The sequence below is a fragment of the Rhodoferax aquaticus genome (genome assembly GCF_006974105.1).
Taxonomy (GTDB): domain Bacteria; phylum Pseudomonadota; class Gammaproteobacteria; order Burkholderiales; family Burkholderiaceae_C; genus Allorhodoferax; species Allorhodoferax aquaticus_A.
This window is the reverse complement of record NZ_CP036282.1, coordinates 4,587,394-4,605,846: the sequence shown is the minus strand read 5'-3', so window position 1 is coordinate 4,605,846 and position 18,453 is coordinate 4,587,394. Positions and strand designations below refer to the sequence as shown.

The following is an 18,453-nucleotide window of genomic DNA, read 5'->3' as shown; positions in this document are numbered from 1 at the left end:
GCATTTTTTCGCGGTCAAGCATAGACCCGCGCACCTAAACCGTGATTTTTTGGGCTAGGTGTCAACCAAACCAAGCCCTCACGCGTGAAAGGTACAGGCAGGTACCAAAGCTGCTAGCTCCTCAAACCCCGAGCTGGCAGTTTTGAACCCGATGCTGAACGATTGTTTAACAAAAAGTTGGTGCAAATGCGTAAAGACCTCATTCAAGTCCCCGAAAAAGGAACTTACAAGTGGCAGCTGTTCAATTACTGGTCTGACGAGTTTCGTCAAACCCACGCAGACCATTCAGCCTATATTGCGCTGAACTTTGCGGGTGCGTTAGACGCCTGCCGCAACAAATTGCATGCGCTAGTACAACAGCACAGCCAGTTGGCACGCACTGCACCTAATGGTGCTCGCCACCAGCGCGCGATTGAGCGTTTGCAAAACACCATGACGGGTGCGGCTATCTCGTACGAGAGCTGCTTTCGCCGCCACTAGGCGTTCTGGGTCCAAGCTAGCTACTGTTTAGCAGTGCCTGCTTGGCTTGGCAGCAGGATTACTGGCTCTGCGCGAGCACACGCAGCACCTCCTGCGCATAAGCTTCCAGCTTTTTTGCCCCAATACCGCTGATACCTTGCAAGTCTTCTAGCGATTGGGGCGAGCGCTGCGCAATAGCGGCCAGCGTCGCATCATGGAAAATGACATAAGCGGGTAGGTTGTGCTCCTTGGCGACCTCAGCGCGCCAGGCCTTCAGCGCTGAGTACCGCATCAAAGCCTCGCTGTCCAACTGAATCGGGGCTTTCACAATGGCACCCAAGCGGGGGTTACGCTTAGACTTTCGCTCCGCCGGGCTAGACACCGACTCCCGTAAGCTCACTGCAACCTCACCCTTCAAAACGGCGCGGGCCTGCTCTGTAAGTTGCAGGGTGTTGAATGCTTGGGCATCTACGGTTACCGCACCCATCGCGATGAGTTGCCGTAAAACCCCTCTCAGTTGCAGTTCACTAAAGTCGGCACCGATGCCAAAGGTGCTCAAGCTGGCGTGGTTGTACTGGGTCACTTTGTCAGTGACTTTGCCCCGCACAATGTCCATCAAATGCCCTGCACCAAAGCTGATGCCACTCATCTGCTGAATGCGGTAAATGGTTGACAACAGCTTGCGTGCGGCGTCGGTGCCATCCCATACTTCAGGCGGGTTCAAGCAGTTGTCGCAGTTGCCACACGGCGTGCTGCTCTCGCCGAAATAGGCCAACAAGCGCACGCGGCGGCAGTCTGACGCTTCGGCTAGGCCCAAGAGCGCATCGAGCTTGCCACGCATGACTTGCTTGAATTCCTCGCTGGCCGGGCTCTCGTCAATCATGCGGCGCTGGTTCACCATGTCTTGCAAGCCGTAGGCCATCCACGCTTGGGCGCTCAGTCCATCACGCCCGGCGCGGCCTGTCTCTTGGTAGTAGCCTTCGATATTTTTGGGCATGTCCAAATGCGCCACAAAACGCACATCGGGCTTGTCGATACCCATGCCAAACGCGATGGTGGCCACCATCACGATGCCCTCTTCGCGCAAGAAGCGGTCTTGGTGCGTTTGTCGGATCTTGGTGTCCAGCCCTGCGTGGTAGGGCAAAGCGTTCAGGCCTGCATCCACCAGCGTTTGGGCAATGTCTTCGACCTTGCGGCGGGACTGGCAATACACAATGCCCGCATCACCCTCATGCTCCCGGGCAATAAAGCGCAAGAGCTGCTGGGTGCTGTCTTTCTTCTCGACGATGGTGTAGCGGATGTTGGGCCGGTCAAAGCTGCTGACAAAGGCGCGGGCGTCTTGCAGCTGCAAGCGCTCCAAAATGTCGGCCCGCGTCAGGTCATCCGCCGTGGCCGTGAGCGCCATGCGCGGCACGCCAGGGTAGCGCTCATGCAAGACCGTGAGCGCGCGGTACTCAGGGCGAAAGTCGTGTCCCCATTGGCTTACGCAATGGGCTTCGTCAATGGCAAACAGGCTGAGCGTGCCGCGCTCGAACATGGAGTCGAGCTGGGCCAAAAAGCGTGGAGTCGTGACCCGTTCCGGTGCGGCGTATAGCAGCGTGATCTCGCCGCGCAGCATGCGCTGCTCCACTTGGTATGCCTCATCACTGCTCAGTGTGGAGTTCAAAAAGGCAGCGCTCACGCCCGCTTCATGCAGTGCACCCACTTGGTCGTGCATCAGCGCAATCAGCGGCGAAATCACCACCGTGACCCCATGCCCGGCTTGCTGGCGGGCAATAGCCGGGATTTGGTAGCACAAGGATTTGCCACCGCCCGTGGGCATGAGTACCAGCGCGTCTCCGCCTGCGCCCACATGCTCAACAATGGCTTCTTGGGGCCCCCGAAACTGCGCGTAGCCAAAAACGTCGTGAAGAACCTGAGCGTAGGACAAAGTGATTGCTATATAAACAGTAGCTGCTTGCGCAGTATCTACGGGCGCAGAAGGCCAAAACTGCCTAAAGTCATACCGCAAACCAGCCCAAGCTCGTGGTTTGCAAGCGGGTGGTTAAGTGGCCTATTGTCTTCGACCTTGGCGTGACAGCGTTTGTTTGGCAAGACGTAAAGCAATTGCCTGCACTAAAATTCACGCTCCCAAGGGGCGCTGCAGCGGCTGAAGTGTGTTGCCACACTCCCCGCCAGGCTTGGGTTGGACAACCGCGCTCACTTGTTTGACATTCACCAGGTGAGCCCGCATGAAAAACATCACATACACCCGCGCCCAGCAATTGCCCGGCATCTTGGCACAACGCATTGCCATCTTGGACGGTGCCATGGGCACCATGATCCAGCGTTTCAAATTGGGTGAAGCCCAGTACCGTGGCGAAGGCTACACCGGGCCCGGTGGCCAAGGTGACCGGTTCAAAGACTTTCACCGGGACATCAAGGGCAATAACGAATTGCTGAGCCTGACCCGGCCAGACGTGATCAGTGACATCCACGAGCGTTACTTGGCGGCCGGTGCTGACCTGATTGAAACCAACACCTTTGGTGCCACCACCGTGGCGCAAGCGGACTACGACATGGGCGAGTTGGCCTATGAAATGAACGTGGTGTCGGCCAAGTTGGCGCGCGCAGCGTGCGACAAATACTCCACGCCCGACAAGCCCCGTTTTGTGGCCGGTGCCTTAGGCCCCACGCCCAAAACCGCCAGCATCAGCCCCGACGTGAACGACCCCGGCGCACGCAACGTCACGTTTGAAGAGCTGCGCGCGGCCTACTACGAGCAAACCAAAGGCTTGGTCGAAGGTGGCGCCGATGTGATCTTGGTGGAAACCATTTTTGACACCTTGAACGCCAAGGCGGCCTTGTTTGCGGTGGACGAATACTTTGAAGCCAGTGGTGAACGCCTGCCTATTTTGATCAGCGGTACGGTAACCGATGCCTCCGGCCGTATCTTGAGTGGCCAAACCGTGACCGCGTTTTGGCACAGCGTGCGCCACGCGCAACCACTGGCGATCGGGCTGAACTGCGCTTTGGGCGCTGCGCTCATGCGCCCCTACATTCAGGAGCTGCACAAAGTGGCACCGGACACGTTCATTAGTTGTTATCCCAACGCCGGTTTGCCTAACCCCATGAGCGACACCGGCTTCGATGAAACCCCCGATGTCACCAGCCGTTTGGTGCGTGAGTTTGCTGCCGAAGGCCTGGTCAATATCCTGGGCGGTTGCTGCGGCACCACGCCCGACCACATCGGCGCCATCGCCCAAGCCGTTGCCCCCGTTGCCACGCGTTCGCTGAATCGAAACTATTTCTACAAAGACGCGGCCTGAGGCTAATTCCGCTGATTTTCCCATGTAACAATGCATCCCTTTTTTCAGGGGGATAGATGAAAACTAAATTGTTAGCCCTTGCATTGGGGCTGGGCGGTGCACTGGCGCATGCGGATACTACCAATTGGCGCTTCTATGGTATGGCTGGCACGGGCTTTGGCGGTGAGTCCATCCTCAAGGGCGGCTACACAGATGGCTCAACTTGGAATGTGAAGACCGGTCTTGGTTTGCTGTACAAGGTTGGCATGGATTACCGTGTAGCACCAAAGTTCACAGTGCAAGGAACTTTAGGTCGTCAACGCACAGCCACCAATGCGTCGGACGCCGAACTCGCTCTGACTACTAACTCAGCGGAATTGATGGGCTTTTACGACATGGCGCCTAGCTGGCGTCTGGGGGCCGGTGTGCGTGTACTCACATTGGCTGAGGTGACTGGCACAGGTCTGGCTACGGGCCTTCCGGTTGTTGGTCGCTATGAGAGTGAGCCAGGCGCAGTGCTTGAGTTGCAGTACGTCTTGGACTCTACGCCCCCTAAAAAAGGCAATGATCCTGGCCAATTTGGTATCAGCTTGCGCTACGTGAGTGAAACCCTCAAGCCTGTCGCGGGCGGTGCCAGTAAAAATGGGGACCATTCCGAGCTCGGACTGTTCCTGTACTACTAAGCCATCAGAACCTATCCACGGTGTAACTGCAACCCCACTACCAAGGCAATTTTTCATGCAAAAAGTTCAGTGGGGCGTGCTCAGCACGGCCAAGATCGGGGTTCAAAAGGTCATCCCGGGCTTGCAAGGTAGCCAATGGTGCGAGGTGCGCGCCATTGCCTCGCGCAACGCCGCGTCTGCACAAGCGGCGGCTGACAAACTCGGAATCGCCCATGCGTATGGGTCCTACGAGGCCTTGTTAGAAGACCCCGCCATTGAGGTGGTCTACAACCCCTTGCCCAACGATTTGCATGTGCCGTGGACCTTGGCTGCTGCCCGGGCTGGCAAGCATGTGCTGTGCGAAAAGCCGTTTGCATTGACTGCGAACGAGGCCGCGCAACTGCGTGAAGTGGCGGACAAGGTGCACATCATGGAAGCCTTTATGGTGCGTTTCCATCCCCAGTGGCTGCGTGCACGTGAGCTGGTGCGCAGCGGCGCATTGGGTGAGGTGCGCGCCATTCAGTTGTTTTTCTCCTACTTCAACCGCGATGCGGCCAATATCCGCAACCGTCCCGATGCGGGCGGTGGGGCTTTGTATGACATCGGGTGCTATGCCTTGGTGGCGGGGCGGTTTTTGTTTGAAGCGGAACCGTTGCGCGTCATCACACTGCAAGACCATGACCCGCAGTTTGGTACAGACCGGACCACCAGTGCCTTGATGGACTTTGGCCAGGGCAGGCATTTGACGTTCACGGTGTCTACCCAAACATGCCCCTACCAACGGGTGCAAGTCATAGGCACCCAGCAAAGACTGGAGATTGAGATTCCGTTCAACGCCCCGCAGGCGGAAGAAACCCGTCTGTGGGTGCACGACGGAAAAAGCCTGCGCGATGGTGCCCAGCAGGTGGAAAACCTGCCCGCGGCCGACCAGTATGCGCTGCAGGGGGATGCGTTTGCGCAAGTGGTGCGCGGTCTGGTGGCCTTGCCTTACGGGGTGGAAGACGCCATTTTGAACATGCGCATATTGGACGCCATGGTGGCTTCCAGTACTTCGGGAGCTTGGGTGCGCGTTTAGCCCCCAAGTTCGCGCCCCTTGCGGCGCGTTAGCCCTTAAAATCGCGCCATCCAAGGAGCGTTGCAGCGGGAAACTTTGTTCCCGTCAGGCTTGGACAGTGCTTGACCCACCGCAACGACGCTCACCTGGCAAGATGTTTTTTACAGGTGAGATGCATGTCTTCTACAAGTTCCCCCTCTTTAGCTACGTCCGTTGCGCCCATGCTGCTTTCCGGCCTGGAGCCCGTGCGCATTGACGCCAGCTCTTTGTTTGTGAATGTGGGCGAGCGCACCAACGTCACGGGTTCCAAGGCGTTTGCCCGCATGATTCTGAACGGCCAGTTTGAAGAAGCCTTGGCCGTGGCGCGCCAGCAGGTCGAGAACGGTGCGCAAATCATCGACATCAATATGGACGAGGCCATGCTGGACAGCCAGGCGGCCATGGTGCGGTTTTTGAACCTCATTGCCAGCGAGCCTGATATCTCTCGCGTGCCGCTCATGATTGACAGCTCCAAGTGGAGCGTCATTGAAGCAGGCTTGCGCTGTGTGCAGGGTAAGGCGGTGGTTAACTCCATCAGCATGAAAGAAGGCGTAGAAGAGTTCAAACGCCAAGCCAAGTTGCTACGCCGCTATGGGGCCGCCACCGTGGTGATGGCGTTTGACGAGCAGGGCCAAGCTGACACCTACGCCCGCAAGATCGAGATTTGCGAGCGCGCGTACCGCATCTTGGTGGACGAGGTGGACTTCCCCCCAGAAGACATCATCTTCGACCCCAATATCTTTGCCATTGCTACAGGCATTGAAGAGCACAACAACTACGCGGTGGACTTTATTGAAGCCACCCGCTGGATCAAGCAAAACCTGCCCGGCGCCAAGGTGAGTGGCGGTGTGTCTAACGTGTCGTTTAGCTTCCGCGGTAACGACCCGGTGCGCGAGGCCATCCACACCGTGTTCCTGTACCACGCCATTGCTGCGGGCATGGACATGGGCATCGTCAACGCCGGTATGGTGGGCGTGTACGACGACCTGGAACCTGTTCTGCGTGAACGTGTGGAAGACGTGGTGCTCAACCGCCGAGCTGACGCCGGCGAGCGCTTGGTGGACATTGCCGAAACCGCCAAGAGCGGCGCTAAAGACGAGAGCAAGAAACTGGAGTGGCGCGGCACGCCTGAAGCCCCGGCTACGGTGGGCCAACGCCTAAGCCACGCCATGGTGCACGGCATTACCGACTTCATCGTGGCGGACACCGAAGAGGCATACCAAGAAGTGCTGGCCAAAGGCGGACGTCCTTTGCATGTGATCGAAGGCCCGCTCATGGATGGCATGAACATCGTGGGTGACCTGTTTGGCCAAGGCAAGATGTTTTTGCCCCAGGTGGTGAAAAGTGCCCGGGTGATGAAGCAGGCCGTTGCCCACCTGATTCCCTATATTGAAGAAGAAAAACGCCTGGACGAAGCCGCAGGCCGCGATGTGAAGACCAAGGGCAAGATCGTCATTGCCACGGTCAAGGGCGATGTGCACGACATCGGCAAAAACATCGTGACCGTGGTTTTGCAGTGCAACAACTTTGACGTGGTCAACATGGGCGTCATGGTGCCTTGCCATGAAATCTTGGCGAAAGCCAAGGCAGAGGGCGCGGACATCATTGGCCTCTCAGGCCTGATCACACCCAGCTTAGAAGAAATGCAGTACGTGGCGGGCGAGATGCAAAAGGACGACTACTTCCGCATCAAGAAGATTCCGCTGTTGATTGGAGGCGCGACCACCAGCCGGGTGCACACCGCCGTCAAAATTTCGCCCCATTACGAAGGGCCAGTGGTCTATGTGCCCGATGCCTCGCGCAGCGTGAGCGTGGCGCAAAGCCTGTTGGGCGACGGCGTGCAAACCTATGTGGACGAGCTCAACGCCGACTACGACAAGGTGCGCCACCAGCACGCCAACAAAAAGCAAACGCCCATGTGGCCGCTGGCCAAGGCCCGTGCCAACAAAACGCCGGTGGACTGGGCCAGCTTTGCGCCCACGGTCCCCAAGTTCATTGGGCGGCGCGTGTTCAAGAACTTTGACCTGACCGAGTTGGCGCAGTTCATTGACTGGGGCCCGTTCTTCCAGACCTGGGACTTGGCCGGGCCCTTCCCAGCGATTTTGAAAGACGAGGTAGTGGGCACCGAGGCCAGCCGCGTGTTTGAAGATGGCAAAGCCATGCTTAAGCGCCTGATAGAAGGCCGATGGCTGACCGCCAACGCCGTGGTGGCGCTGTACCCGGCCAACAGCGTGAACGATGACGACATCGAGTTCTACACCGACGAGAGCCGCAGCACCGTTGCACTCACCTGGTACGGCCTGCGCCAGCAAACCGAGAAGCAAGAGATTGACGGCGTGATGCGCCCCAGCCGCTGCCTGGCCGACTTTGTGGCGCCCCAAGGAGTTAAGTCAGACTACGCAGGCATGTTCGCGGTGACCGCGGGCATTGGCACCGAAAAGCGCGAAAAGATCTTCTTGGATGCGCACGACGACTACTCCGCCATCATGCTCAAAGCCATTGCAGACCGCTTGGCCGAGGCTTTTGCCGAGTGCTTGCACCACCGCGTGCGGACCGACCTATGGGGCTACGCACCTAGCGAAGCCTTAAGCGCTGAAGAGCTCATTGCCGAAAAATACCAAGGCATTCGTCCAGCCCCCGGCTACCCTGCGTGCCCTGACCACAGCGTCAAGCAAGACATGTTTGCGCTGCTGCAGTGCGAAGACATTGGCATGGCCGTGACCGAGAGCCTGGCCATGACGCCAGCCGCCAGCGTGAGCGGCTTCTACCTGGGGCACCCCGACGCCACCTACTTCAACGTGGGCAAGATTTCGGATGACCAACTCCAAGACCATGTGCGCCGCCGTGGCCGCACTGCCGCCGAGTTGCAGCGTTTGCTGGCACCGAACCTGTAACACAGACGGGCGCACCGTTGATCGGTGCGAGTTGGCGTTGCACGCGGCTGAATCGGTCTAGACGGCACATGTACTGTGCGCAATTAGCTATCAATACTGTAGCTTGCTGCGCCCGATTAGCGGGCGCTTTGGCTTGGTAATTGTCATGACACAAGCCATGGCAACGTGCTATTATTTTTGCCACAGCTCAAACAGGACTTGCGCATGACAACTGCCACCAGTCGCCCGGAGAAACTGCGCTTAGGCGATGTACTGGTGCAGCAACGCCTGATCTCGCAAGAGCAGCTCAAGCAAACCTTGGAGTTACAGCGGACCACCGGCAAGAAAGTGGGGCGCTTGCTGATAGAGACCGGCATCATCACCGAAGAGTTGTTGGCCAACGGCTTGGCGCGGCAGCTGCGCATTCCGTTCGTGAATCTGAAGACCTTTCCGTTTCGCGCGGAAGTCGTCAAATTGCTGGCTGAAGCCAATGCCCGCAGGTTCAAGGCGGTGGTGCTTGAAGACAAGGGCGACCAGTTGCTGGTGGCCATGTCTGACCCGCTCGACCTGTTTGCCTTTGACGAGCTCACGCGCATCCTCAAGCGCAACATCGCCATAGCCGCCGCACCAGAAAGCCAGCTGACCTTAGCGTTTGACAAGCTGTACCGCCGCACCGAAGAAATCAGCGGCTTGGCGCGGGCGCTGGAAAAAGACATCGGAGATGCGGTGGACTTTGGTGAACTCACCGCCAGCGTGGGGCTGGAGGGTGCACCGGTGGTGCGTTTGTTGCAGTCGCTGTTTGAAGACGCCATGCAAGTCGGTGCGTCTGACGTGCACATTGAGCCCCAAGAGGCGGGCTTGCAAATTCGGGTGCGGGTCGACGGTGTGTTGCAAACCCAAACCCAAGCTGACAAGCGCATTGCGGGTGCGCTGACCCAGCGCCTCAAGCTTATGGGTGGTTTGGATATCTCTGAAAAGCGCTTGCCGCAAGACGGCCGCTTCAGCGTGCGGCTCAAAGAGCAAACCATTGATGTGCGTCTGTCGACCCTGCCAGCCACCTATGGCGAATCGGTGGTGATGCGCTTACTCAACCAAGGCATCGGCATGCGCCGCCTCGATGCCATTGGCATGCCTGCGGCCATGCTGGCGCGGTTTCGTGAAGTGTTGGCTCGGCAGTCGGGCATGGTGCTGGTCACCGGGCCTACGGGCTCAGGAAAAACCACCACGCTGTATGCGGCACTGGCGGAAATCAATGCGGATGAACTCAAAGTCATCACCGTCGAAGACCCCGTGGAGTACCGCTTGCCCGGTATCACCCAAGTGCAGGTGAATGACAAGATTGAACTCACGTTTGCCAAGGTGCTGCGCTCCTGCTTGCGCCAAGACCCCGACGTGATCTTGGTGGGCGAAATGCGCGACTCTGCAACAGCCGAAATTGGTCTGCGCGCGGCGATTACTGGGCATCTCTTGCTATCTACTTTGCACACCCGTGACGCCATGAGCACGCCGTTTAGGTTGATGGACATGGGTGTGCCGTCTTACATGGTGGCCACTTCTTTGCAGGCCGTTATTGCACAGCGTTTGCTCCGCTTGAACTGCACCGAGTGCGCGGCTGCGCACACCCCAAGCGCCCAAGAGCAATCATGGCTGGACTCCTTGCAGGTCGGTACACCCACATGGCTGCCCCAAAAAGGCCTGGGATGTTCGGCATGCAACGGGTCTGGCTACTCGGGTCGCCAAGGGGTGTATGAGCTCATGGAAATGGATGTGGAACTGGCCCACAAGGCCACCTTGGCGGATCCCGGTGACTTTATGCGCAGCGCGCGCGAACGCATGCGCGGCCAAAGCATGGCCCACCATGCCTTGGAGTTGGTGAAGGCCGGGCGTACCACCCTTGCGGAAGCCATGCGGGTTGGGTATGACGTTGACGACTTGGATGTAGCAGGCACCCCCTGATGGCCATCTACGCATGGAAGGGGCGCAACAAACGCGGTGAATCCGTGAGCGGCAAGCTCGAGGCCCTGACCGAAGGGGGGGTGGCCGATCAGCTCCTATCGATTGGCATTGCCCCTGTGCAGATTGCTGTGGCAGCCGCTGAGCAAGACGCCAGCACGGAGGGGTGGTGGACCCGGCTGAACCGCCGCCCCGTGGTACTGGAGGATTTGCTGCTGTTCTCCCGCCAGATGTACACGCTGAACAAAGCGGGTGTGCCCATACTGCGCGCGTTTGCCGGTTTGCAAGCGTCGGCCAGCAAGCCTGCCATGGTGGAGCTGCTCCAGGACATACGGGCCAGCTTGGACCAAGGGCGTGAACTCTCTGCGGCCATGGCCAGACACAAAGATCTGTTTGGCAGTTTTTACATTTCCATGATCAAAGTGGGCGAGATGACGGGGCGCCTGACGGAGGTATTTTTGCGGGTGACCGAGCACATGGAGTTTGAGCGCGATGTGCGTGAGCGCATTCGCCAAGCCCTGCGTTACCCCACCTTTGTGCTGATCGCGATGGGCGTCGCGGTGGTCATCCTCAACCTCTTTGTCATCCCTGTGTTTGCCAAAGTGTTTGCCGGTTTCCATACCGAGCTTCCTGTGATTACGCGGGGTTTGTTGGCTTTTTCGGGTTGGATGATTGCTTGGTGGCCCGCGCTGATCGTCGGCATGGTGGGGGCCGTGTTTGCGGTTCGGGCCTATTTGCGTACCCCCAAGGGGCGCTACCGGTGGGACGCCCGCAAGCTCAAACTGCCCATCGTGGGTGAGATCGTGCGCAAGGCTACCTTGGCGCGGTTCGCCCGCAGCTTTGCGCTGTCTAGCCAAAGCGGGGTGCCCTTGGTGCAAGCCTTAACCGTGGTTGCGCAAACGGTGGACAACGCCTTCATTGGCAGCCGTGTAGAGGAAATGCGCGATGGCATTGAGCGCGGCGAGAGCATTTCGCGCTGCGCTGCGGCGACGGGCGTTTTCACACCCGTCGTGCTTCAAATGATTGCAGTGGGTGAGGAAACCGGCGAGCTCGATAGCTTGCTGTTTGAGATTGCAGATATGTACGAACGAGACACCGACTACAGCATCAAAGGGCTGTCCGCATCCATTGAGCCTGTGCTGCTGGGCATTATCGGTGTGCTGGTTTTGCTCTTGGCGCTGGGTGTCTTTTTGCCTTTATGGAACATGGGCGGGGCTGCCATGGGGCGGGGTGGCTAAGGCCACAGCCATGCGCCCCAATCGACTGTTAGCCCCGCTGTGGACCGGGCGTTTGAGAGAGTTGGCTGCTATTCAAACCACGGTAGGCGCCCTGCGAACGGCATTGGCAATGGACTACATGGAGCGTACGGCGCGATCCATGCCTATGTGTGGGGGGGGTGGACTAGTGGCGTTAAGCCCAAATCAAGGGGTTAAACACCGGTCAAACGCACAATGCGTTGGGTCAGCTTAGGTGAAAACGTAGACTTGAATTAGGATGTAGCTTAGCAATCACTTAGGCACCGAGTGTGCGGCTATGCCAAGGGCACGTAGCGGTTTTGAGGGCAGTCGGTTTCATCACATTTATCAACTTGGTGGGCACTATGAAAACAACACAGCGTGGCTTTACATTGATTGAGCTGGTCATGGTCATTGTGATCTTGGGCATCTTGGCAGCGGTGGCGATTCCGAAGTTTGTGGACTTGTCGTCCGATGCTAAGCAGGCAGCACTCAGTGGAACCGCTGGCGCACTTTCATCAGCGGCCTCGATCAACTATGCAAGCTGTGCTGCCAGTAACAATGTCGCTGTGGCAAACAAATGTGTCCAAGTCGCCAAGTGTTCGGACGTGGGTGCCTTGTTGAATCCGAGCGTGACGTTGGCTACCACTTGCAGCACCTCTTCTAACTATTTGACTGCCGACACTGCAGTGACGGGAACAGGTGCCGAGAAGAATGGTGTTTCTCAAGTCTGCACCTTGAACTATGGAACTGGTTCTACCTGTGCTTCGGGTGGGACAGCCACCTTCACGATCATTGGCGCTGCGAACTAACACCGACATGTCTTCAGGCCAAAGCCAGTGAGCGCAACCTCACTGGCTTTGGCTTTTTGCTTGGGGTTGCGCAGTGCATGCACCATCCGTACACGCTAGGTGTGCGGGGGCCGTTGAATGGCGCTGAATGTGTGGCTGGGTTCGCCCGGGTCACGGCCTGTGCAGGTCCTTGTATTTGGAGTCAAAAGAGCCTCTTATTCCTGATGCAATATGCGTAAGCAGCTACTAAACTCATAGCGTTTATCGACCCTAGCATGCCTCAGCCAACTCACGCAATGCATCCTATCCAACGCTGCGGCAGGCGTAGGGCCTTGCAGTGGGGCTTTACCTTGGTCGAGCTGGTCATGGTCATGGTGCTGCTGGGGGTTCTGGCGGTGTTTGCTGCCCCTCGACTGAGCAACACCAATAGTTTCAGCGCGCGAGGGTTTCACGACGAAACGCTCGCCCTGTTGCGCTATGCGCAGAAAACGGCGATTGCACAGCGCCGCAACGTGTGTGTGCAGCTTGACGACACAGGTCTTAGCTTGCGCATTTTTGCGTCAAACCCTGCGGTCGGCACATGCAGTGCGGCCGCGGTACTGCCGCCGCCCAGCACATTGCGCGGCGGCAGTGGTTTGGCGGGGCAGTCCGCTGGGGCTGCGCTCACGGGGTTTCAGTTCACCCCTTTGGGCAGCACGGACCAAGCGGGTGCCATCACCATTTCCATTGCCGACAGCACCCACATCATTGTCGAGGCCAGTACCGGCTATGTCCATGAATAGGCCTCAGCAGCATGGCTTCACGTTGGTGGAGCTGATCATTTTTGTGGTGGTGGTGAGCTTGGGCATGGCGGGCATTTTGTTGGTCATTCAGACCAACGTCAAAGCCAGTGCAGATCCCATGGAGCGCAAGCAGGCCATGGTGTTGGCCGATGCCGTCATGGAAGAAATATTGCAAAAAAGTTTTGCCCGTGACCCCAGCGCCCCGGTGGGTACCAATCGGGCCAGCTTTGACAACGTAGACGACTACAACGGCAAAACGCAGGCGGACTTTACCGATCTTCCTGCTGCCTTGGCAGGCTACACCCTGGCCATTGCAGTAGCTCCGGCGACACTGGAAACTGGAGTCAGTCTGAAAAAAGTGACCGTCACGGTCGCTAGGGGCAGTGCGAGCCGTATCACGATGGTGGGCTACCGTGCGAACTACTAAGCAAGCCGGATTCACCTTGGTCGAGTTGGTCATGGTGATCGTGATACTGGGTGTGCTGGGCAGCATGGTGGCCGTGTTCATGCGCGGCCCCATAGATGCCTACTTTGCCGGTGCCAGGCGCGCTGCCCTGACCGATGTGGCCGATACGGTGGTGCGGCGCATCGCGCGCGATGTGCAAGTGGCCTTGCCCAACAGTGTGCGCCAAACCAACAACCAGTGCCTAGAGTTCATCCCTACCCGTACTGGGGGGCGCTACCGAACGCAGCCCGATGGCACAGGAGCCGGTGACGCCTTGGACTTCTCCACCGCAGATGCCAGCTTTGACATGTTAGGGAGCAACAGCGCAGTCAGTGCGCAGGCCATTGTGGCTGGTGACGTGGTGGTGGTCTACAACTTGGGGATCAGCGGTGCGGATGCCTATAACGCGGACAACACCAGCCCTGTGCTGGGGGTGTCAGCAGGCAGCCTAGCTGGCGAGACCAAGATTCAGATCACGCCCAAGCAGTTTCCGCTGGCGTCTGGCAGTCACCGTTTTCAAGTCATTCCTGCAGACGAAAAAATCGTAGCCTATGTGTGCCGGGGCGGCAACCTGTACCGCGCCACCCACCATGCTTACAGCAGCAGTTGCCCGTCTACAGGCGGAACGCTGATCGCGCAGAACGTGAGCTGTGCCATCACCTACAACGGCTCGGACCTGCAGCGCAATGCCTTGGTGCAACTCACGATGGGCTTCACCGACAGCAGTGGTGAGGTGGTGAGCCTCTACCACGAAGTACACGTGAACAACACGCCATGAGCTGCTGCACTCCCGCCACATGGTCCTCCCGTGCGCAGCAGCACGGTTTTGCAGCGATTGCTGCTATCTTTTTGGTAGTGGTATTGGCCGCTATGGGGGCGTACATGGTCACGTTCTCCAATACCCAGCAGCTCACCTCCGCGCAAGACTTGCAGGGCTCTCGCGCCTATTGGGCTGCGCGGGCTGGCTTGGAGTGGGGTATTGGAGCCGTAGCGCCACAGGCCAGTGCGACTGCCACGTGCCCCAGTTCGCCACAAGCCTTGCCGGCTACGGGCACCTTTGATGGCGGCTTTACGGTGGTGGTGACCTGCACGATGACGAGCTTTAACGAAGCTTCGGCCACTGCCAACGTCAAACTGTTCCAGTTCACCGCAGTGGCGAGCAGTGGCGGATCGGTCGGTAGCGCAGGCTTTGTAGAGCGCAGCCTGAGCGCTGCCTTGGAGAAATAGCAATGCACCTTCTGCCGTCTCTGTCCCACGCCGCGTACTTGCTGTCGCGCCTGCACTGGCTGGTGTGGCTTTACTTGGCGGCGGCAGCCACCCCGGCAGGCGCGGCTACCTATGCCTATACCTCCACCACATTTACCTATGTCACGCCTTCCGCAACGGCGGGCACCGCAGTCTGGAATACCACCAGCAACTCCCCCGGCTGCACCCAGTTTCCCTATGGCGACGATGACTGGGCTGACGTGAGTTTTGGCAGCGGGTTCAAGTTTCGTTTTGCAGGCACAAGCTACAGCGGTTTGCGCATTTACGCCAATGGCATCTTGGCGTTTCCGCCCGATGTGTCAGGCTTTCACCGGGTGTACAACGCATCTGCACTGCCCATTACCTCAGCTTCACCGGTCTTCGGCTGGGGGTGCAGCTTGAGCGCTGTACCCAAAAACATCATGGTGCCGTATTGGCGTGACATCGTGGCGGGTACCGCCCAGAGCACGAGTGGTGCTGCGGTGCGCTATGAGTTGGTGGGCACTGCGCCTAACCGCCGCTTCATCGTGACCTGGAGCAACGTCAAGCTGTATGGCCAAACCGACCGCTACAACTTTCAAGTTCTGTTGCTAGAGGGGCCCAGCAGCCTAGACGGTAACTTCATCTACCAATACACCGTGGGGGCCTCTGATGGGACAGGTGCCTCCGTGGGGGTGCAGGTCAGTAACACCGACTACACCGCGTATTCCTTCAATCAGCCGTTCATTGACCCCTTGCGCGGCACCGCCATACTGTGGTACCCGTCCAACCAACTGGCTGGCAAAGGCGCGGAGTACCGGTTTGACGAGAGCTCATGGACCGGAGCGGTGGGTGAGGTGCGCGATATTTCTGGTAATTCGCAGCATGCCTCGCGACAAGGAGCCGTCACCAACGTGGCCGGCGGCGCTTTGTGCCGAGGGGCTTCGGTTCCGAGTAATACCTCCAACACGGTCATCGATGCCATAGCAACTCCCTTGGTCCCGGGCAGCAAAGGGTCGGTCAGCTTTTGGTACCGCTCCAACGTCAATTGGAATGCAGGCTCCAGCGATGCCATGCTCTTAGACGCCACTACTACGGCATCGCGCCCCTTCTACTTGATGAAACTTGCCAGCGGTGCCTTGCGTTTCACGATGAGTGACAACACCACCCCGAATGCGATCGTGAGCACCGCACAAACCAGCACCAACTACAGCTTTGCGTCAGGCACCTGGCAGCACATTGCGATTACATGGAGCTTCAGTGCCGGGACCAACCAGACCGTGCAACAGATCATTGTGAACGGCGCCTTGGCTACCACCACAGGGAGCACACCATTTCGCAGCACCACCAGTGGCGTGATCGCGGGGCTAAGTACACTGTATGTGGGTGATAACCGCACCTCCGGCGTGACCCCCAGCAACGGCACTCCCAACAGTGCCAATGGCATTGTGGACGAGGTGTACATCTACCCCACTGAAATCAACGCCAGCCAAGCCGCCGCCGACCGCAGCCTGACCCGCACGACCTGTACCAGCCTAGACCACTTTCATATCTTGCATGGCGGAGAGACGGTGAACTGTGGTGGTGCGGCTGCGAGTGTGACCATAACCGCGCACGACAGCGCCCACGCGCCCATTAGCCTGGCCGGTACGACGCTGAACTTGGCGACCAGCACAGGGCGCGGCACATGGTCCAACATCAATGCCATCAACCCGGTCAACACTACGGGCGCTGCCAACAGCGGTACGGCCACCTATGTGTTTTCGGGAGAGTCTCGCGTTGTGTTGGGGCTGGCCAACACCGTATCTGAGAGCGTGAACGTCAACCTGAGTTCAGGCGGGGTCACGGAGCGCTCGGGTACCGCTAGCAGCTGCACAGTACAGGATTACACCTATGGCAGCAGTTGTGACGCCGACCTGTCCTTTGTGGACGCTGGTTACTTGTTCAACGTGCCCAACCACGTGGCCGAGACGCTGCAAACCGTGGCATTCAAAGCCGTCAAGAAGTCTGATAGCAGCACCGCTTGCGTGCCCACGTTTGCCAACCAAACCCGAAGTATCACCTTCACCTGCAGCTACCAAACGCCTGCCACGGGCAGTAGGCCTGTGCGCATCGGTGGATCAGCGCTCAACAGTGGGGCCAGTGCAAGTGCCGCATGTGACAGCACCGGACAAAGCCTTAGCCTGAGCTTTGACTCAGCGGGTTCTGCCAGCTTGGCGGTGCAGTACGCCGATGTGGGCCGCGTCACCCTGAATGCCAGCGAAACTACGGCGGGCGTGACCATGGCGGGCACCGACACCTTTGTCGCAGCGCCCGCGAGTTTTGCCATCTCAGGGGTGACTGCTAGTCCCATCAAGGCAGGGGCAGACTTCAGTGCCACGGTCAGCGCGCGCAACAGTGCAGGGGTCACAACCCCCAACTTTGGCAATGAAACGCCCAAAGAAACAGCCACGCTGTCGTTCACCAAATACCAGCCGACCGGCAGCGCGTCATCCAACGGCGTTTTTTCCGGGGCCTTGGGCAGTTTTGTTGGGGGCAGCGCCAGCGCTAGCAATCTGTCGTGGACAGAAGTGGGGTCGCTGGACCTCACGGCCAGCTTGACTAGCGGCAGTTACTTGGGCAGTGGGTTGACCGCCACGGGCACTACCGGCAGCACGGGAGCCGGGGGGCGATTCATCCCCAATCACTTTGACACCTTGCTTACCCAAGGGTGTGCCGCCGGTGCCTACACCTATTCAGGCCAAGCATTTGCAGTGCAGGTGGTGGCGAGAAACAAGGCCGGCAACACCACGGTGAATTACGACGGCAGTGCCAACACCAGCCCCAATTTCGCCAAAGCAGTCGCGTTGTCGGATGCCAATTCAGCAGCTGGCACCATGGCGTCTAACAGCCTTGCCGCAGGCGCATTCACGGCGGGGGTAGCCAGTGCCAGCCCGGTGTTTACCTTTGCCACCAAGCAAACAGTACCTGCCAGCATCAAGGTCCGAGCGACTGAGACCGCAGCAGACTCGGTAAGCTCCGCTCCGGGTTCTGAAGGGCTGGCCGCACTGCGCAGTGGCCGGGTGCGCTTAGGCAATGCTTATGGCTCTGAGCTCTTGGATCTGCCCGTGTCGTTGCGAGCGGAGTACTGGGGGGGCAGTACCTCGGGTTGGCTGCTCAACACGGCGGACTCTTGCTCCACCACGGTCTTGCAATTTACGCCTGTAGGGACAGATATCACCGCATCGACCTGCGTGCGGGATGCAGTGAATTACAGCGGCAAAGGCTGCTCCGGGGCTGTGCCGGTAAGTAATCGCAGCTTTCTTGAGGGCGGCGTCGTGGGCACCGACAGCAATGGCGTGGCAGGGTTTGCGGGCAATTTCAACTTATGGCTTAAAGCCCCTGGGGCTGGCCGCTCTGGCTCCATCGACATCAGTGCCACGGTGCCCAGCTGGCTGCAGTTTGACTGGAAGGGGGCTGGCCCTGCCAACCCCACAGCCCGTGCCACATTCGGGGTTTACAAAAGCCCATTGATCTATAGACGGGAGAACTACTAGGTCTCTATCAAGAAATAAACGACACAATCCATTACGCCTTTGCGTGCCATGCACACAAGGGTTGGTTAGCTATATAAACTAGAGCAACTGTAGGCATTGGTTCACAACGCATG

General features: G+C 58.6%; 14 protein-coding genes and 2 riboswitches. Of the genes, 13 read left to right on the top strand and 1 reads right to left on the bottom strand.

Annotated features, from left to right (window positions below; genetic code table 11):
* Positions 1-186 precede the first annotated feature (186 nt).
* Entirely contained in the window at positions 187-480 is a 294-nt protein-coding gene (locus tag EXZ61_RS21205) for a hypothetical protein (RefSeq protein ID WP_142813906.1), read from the top strand.
* Between the two features lie 58 nt (positions 481-538).
* On the opposite strand, the gene recQ is transcribed toward EXZ61_RS21205, so the two are convergent.
* Positions 539-2,389 carry a DNA helicase RecQ gene (gene recQ, locus EXZ61_RS21200; protein ID WP_425353594.1) on the bottom strand — a complete coding sequence of 617 codons (1,851 nt, stop codon included), beginning with the start codon at positions 2,387-2,389 and terminating at the stop codon, positions 539-541.
* A gap of 197 nt (positions 2,390-2,586) precedes the next feature.
* Positions 2,587-2,667, top strand: a riboswitch (S-adenosyl-L-homocysteine riboswitch).
* Between the two features lie 23 nt (positions 2,668-2,690).
* Between recQ and EXZ61_RS21195 the strand changes: the two genes are divergently transcribed.
* From EXZ61_RS21195 to EXZ61_RS21140, 12 genes are all read left to right on the top strand, one after another.
* Positions 2,691-3,767, top strand: coding sequence for a homocysteine S-methyltransferase family protein (locus EXZ61_RS21195; protein WP_142813905.1), 1,077 nt, complete (start codon positions 2,691-2,693; stop codon positions 3,765-3,767).
* A 56-nt stretch (positions 3,768-3,823) separates the two neighbouring features.
* Positions 3,824-4,429, top strand: coding sequence for a hypothetical protein (locus EXZ61_RS21190; RefSeq protein ID WP_142813904.1), 606 nt, complete (start codon positions 3,824-3,826; stop codon positions 4,427-4,429).
* Between the two features lie 55 nt (positions 4,430-4,484).
* Positions 4,485-5,483, top strand: coding sequence for a Gfo/Idh/MocA family protein (locus EXZ61_RS21185; protein WP_142813903.1), 999 nt, complete (start codon positions 4,485-4,487; stop codon positions 5,481-5,483).
* Between the two features lie 46 nt (positions 5,484-5,529).
* Positions 5,530-5,613, top strand: a riboswitch (S-adenosyl-L-homocysteine riboswitch).
* Between the two features lie 25 nt (positions 5,614-5,638).
* Complete coding sequence (gene metH, locus EXZ61_RS21180) at positions 5,639-8,395, top strand: methionine synthase (protein WP_142813902.1); 2,757 nt, start codon at positions 5,639-5,641, stop codon at positions 8,393-8,395.
* 204 nt (positions 8,396-8,599) lie between these two features.
* A complete protein-coding gene (locus EXZ61_RS21175; RefSeq protein ID WP_142813901.1) occupies positions 8,600-10,330 on the top strand; it encodes a GspE/PulE family protein in 1,731 nt (576 codons plus the stop codon).
* Positions 10,330-11,565, top strand: a complete 1,236-nt coding sequence (locus EXZ61_RS21170; protein ID WP_142813900.1) for a type II secretion system F family protein — start codon at positions 10,330-10,332, stop codon at positions 11,563-11,565. The genes EXZ61_RS21175 and EXZ61_RS21170 overlap by 1 nt, the downstream gene beginning before the upstream one ends.
* A 362-nt stretch (positions 11,566-11,927) precedes the next feature.
* Complete coding sequence (locus EXZ61_RS22450; protein WP_142813899.1) at positions 11,928-12,374, top strand: type II secretion system protein; 447 nt, start codon at positions 11,928-11,930, stop codon at positions 12,372-12,374.
* Positions 12,375-12,649: 275 nt separating this feature from the next.
* Positions 12,650-13,135 carry a GspH/FimT family pseudopilin gene (locus EXZ61_RS21160; protein ID WP_168224850.1) on the top strand — a complete coding sequence of 162 codons (486 nt, stop codon included), beginning with the start codon at positions 12,650-12,652 and terminating at the stop codon, positions 13,133-13,135.
* Positions 13,128-13,562 (top strand): prepilin-type N-terminal cleavage/methylation domain-containing protein, encoded by a 435-nt coding sequence (locus EXZ61_RS21975; protein ID WP_168224849.1) that lies wholly within the window; start codon positions 13,128-13,130, stop codon positions 13,560-13,562. Before EXZ61_RS21160 ends, EXZ61_RS21975 begins: the two co-directional genes overlap by 8 nt.
* Positions 13,549-14,358, top strand: coding sequence for a type II secretion system protein (locus EXZ61_RS21150; protein ID WP_168224848.1), 810 nt, complete (start codon positions 13,549-13,551; stop codon positions 14,356-14,358). The genes EXZ61_RS21975 and EXZ61_RS21150 overlap by 14 nt, the downstream gene beginning before the upstream one ends.
* Entirely contained in the window at positions 14,355-14,807 is a 453-nt protein-coding gene (locus EXZ61_RS21145; RefSeq protein WP_142813896.1) for a hypothetical protein, read from the top strand. Before EXZ61_RS21150 ends, EXZ61_RS21145 begins: the two co-directional genes overlap by 4 nt.
* 2 nt (positions 14,808-14,809) lie before the next feature.
* Positions 14,810-18,340, top strand: a complete 3,531-nt coding sequence (locus EXZ61_RS21140) for a LamG domain-containing protein (RefSeq protein ID WP_201799096.1) — start codon at positions 14,810-14,812, stop codon at positions 18,338-18,340.
* Positions 18,341-18,453 lie beyond the last annotated feature (113 nt).

Bases quoted from the DNA above. Each gene is read 5' to 3' on its own strand.
- EXZ61_RS21205 (WP_142813906.1), top strand. From the start codon at position 187: ATGCGTAAAGACCTCATTCAAGTCCCCGAAAAAGGAACTTACAAGTGG.
- EXZ61_RS21195 (WP_142813905.1), top strand. From the start codon at position 2,691: ATGAAAAACATCACATACACCCGCGCCCAGCAATTGCCCGGCATCTTG.
- EXZ61_RS21190 (WP_142813904.1), top strand. From the start codon at position 3,824: ATGAAAACTAAATTGTTAGCCCTTGCATTGGGGCTGGGCGGTGCACTG.
- EXZ61_RS21185 (WP_142813903.1), top strand. From the start codon at position 4,485: ATGCAAAAAGTTCAGTGGGGCGTGCTCAGCACGGCCAAGATCGGGGTT.
- metH (WP_142813902.1), top strand. From the start codon at position 5,639: ATGTCTTCTACAAGTTCCCCCTCTTTAGCTACGTCCGTTGCGCCCATG.
- EXZ61_RS21175 (WP_142813901.1), top strand. From the start codon at position 8,600: ATGACAACTGCCACCAGTCGCCCGGAGAAACTGCGCTTAGGCGATGTA.
- EXZ61_RS21170 (WP_142813900.1), top strand. From the start codon at position 10,330: ATGGCCATCTACGCATGGAAGGGGCGCAACAAACGCGGTGAATCCGTG.
- EXZ61_RS22450 (WP_142813899.1), top strand. From the start codon at position 11,928: ATGAAAACAACACAGCGTGGCTTTACATTGATTGAGCTGGTCATGGTC.
- EXZ61_RS21160 (WP_168224850.1), top strand. From the start codon at position 12,650: ATGCATCCTATCCAACGCTGCGGCAGGCGTAGGGCCTTGCAGTGGGGC.
- EXZ61_RS21975 (WP_168224849.1), top strand. From the start codon at position 13,128: ATGAATAGGCCTCAGCAGCATGGCTTCACGTTGGTGGAGCTGATCATT.
- EXZ61_RS21145 (WP_142813896.1), top strand. From the start codon at position 14,355: ATGAGCTGCTGCACTCCCGCCACATGGTCCTCCCGTGCGCAGCAGCAC.
- EXZ61_RS21140 (WP_201799096.1), top strand. From the start codon at position 14,810: ATGCACCTTCTGCCGTCTCTGTCCCACGCCGCGTACTTGCTGTCGCGC.